Source organism: Micromonospora sp. ALFpr18c (genome assembly GCF_008868155.1).
In the GTDB taxonomy this organism is placed as follows: Bacteria; Actinomycetota; Actinomycetes; order Mycobacteriales; family Micromonosporaceae; genus Micromonospora.
In genome coordinates this window covers 1-514 of sequence record NZ_WBKR01000482.1, presented here as the reverse complement: position 1 = coordinate 514, position 514 = coordinate 1, and the positions used below count along the sequence as shown (strand labels likewise).

Annotated in this window: 1 protein-coding gene; it reads right to left on the bottom strand. The window is 65.2% G+C overall.

Going from position 1 to position 514, the window contains the following annotated elements:
• Positions 1–165: 165 nt before the first annotated feature.
• The coding region (locus F8271_RS33690; RefSeq protein WP_225854917.1) for a hypothetical protein at positions 166–514 on the bottom strand (349 nt) is incomplete at its 5' end.

Below are 514 nucleotides of genomic sequence, written 5' to 3'. Positions count from 1 at the left end.
CTGCGTCAGTTGGCTAGCACGGGAGCGCGCATTCGTCGTGACTCTGCGGATCTCGGCGAGGTACGTCGAACGGTCGGTGAGTGGGGACAGCCCCGGGGGGTACTCGTTGTCGGCCCCGAGGCTCGTTTAGTGCGGTCTGTCCTTGAGCCGATATGTCCCGTCCCGCTAGTCGCGTGGCCTTTCCTGCGGCTGCCAGCGTGGGTTGGCCCCCTTGATCTTGTCGTCGCCCTCGATAGCGATGGACGGTGTGCGGCCCAGGTAGCTGAGGCCCGACGTCGAGGTAGTGCCATCATCTTGGCGTCCAGTGGCGAGACCGAGGCTTGGCAAGCTGCCGGTAGCCACGGCACTGCCCGTATTCAGATGGCCTCCGAGGATGCTATGTCGGCCGCTGTCGCGGCTCTGTCGGTGCTGAGCGACCTGGGTCTTGGACCAGTTGTCGATCCCGGGCAGGTTGCTCGGGTTGCGGATATGGTTGCCGAGTCGGCTTCGCCCCACCATGACCTCGCCGTCAACG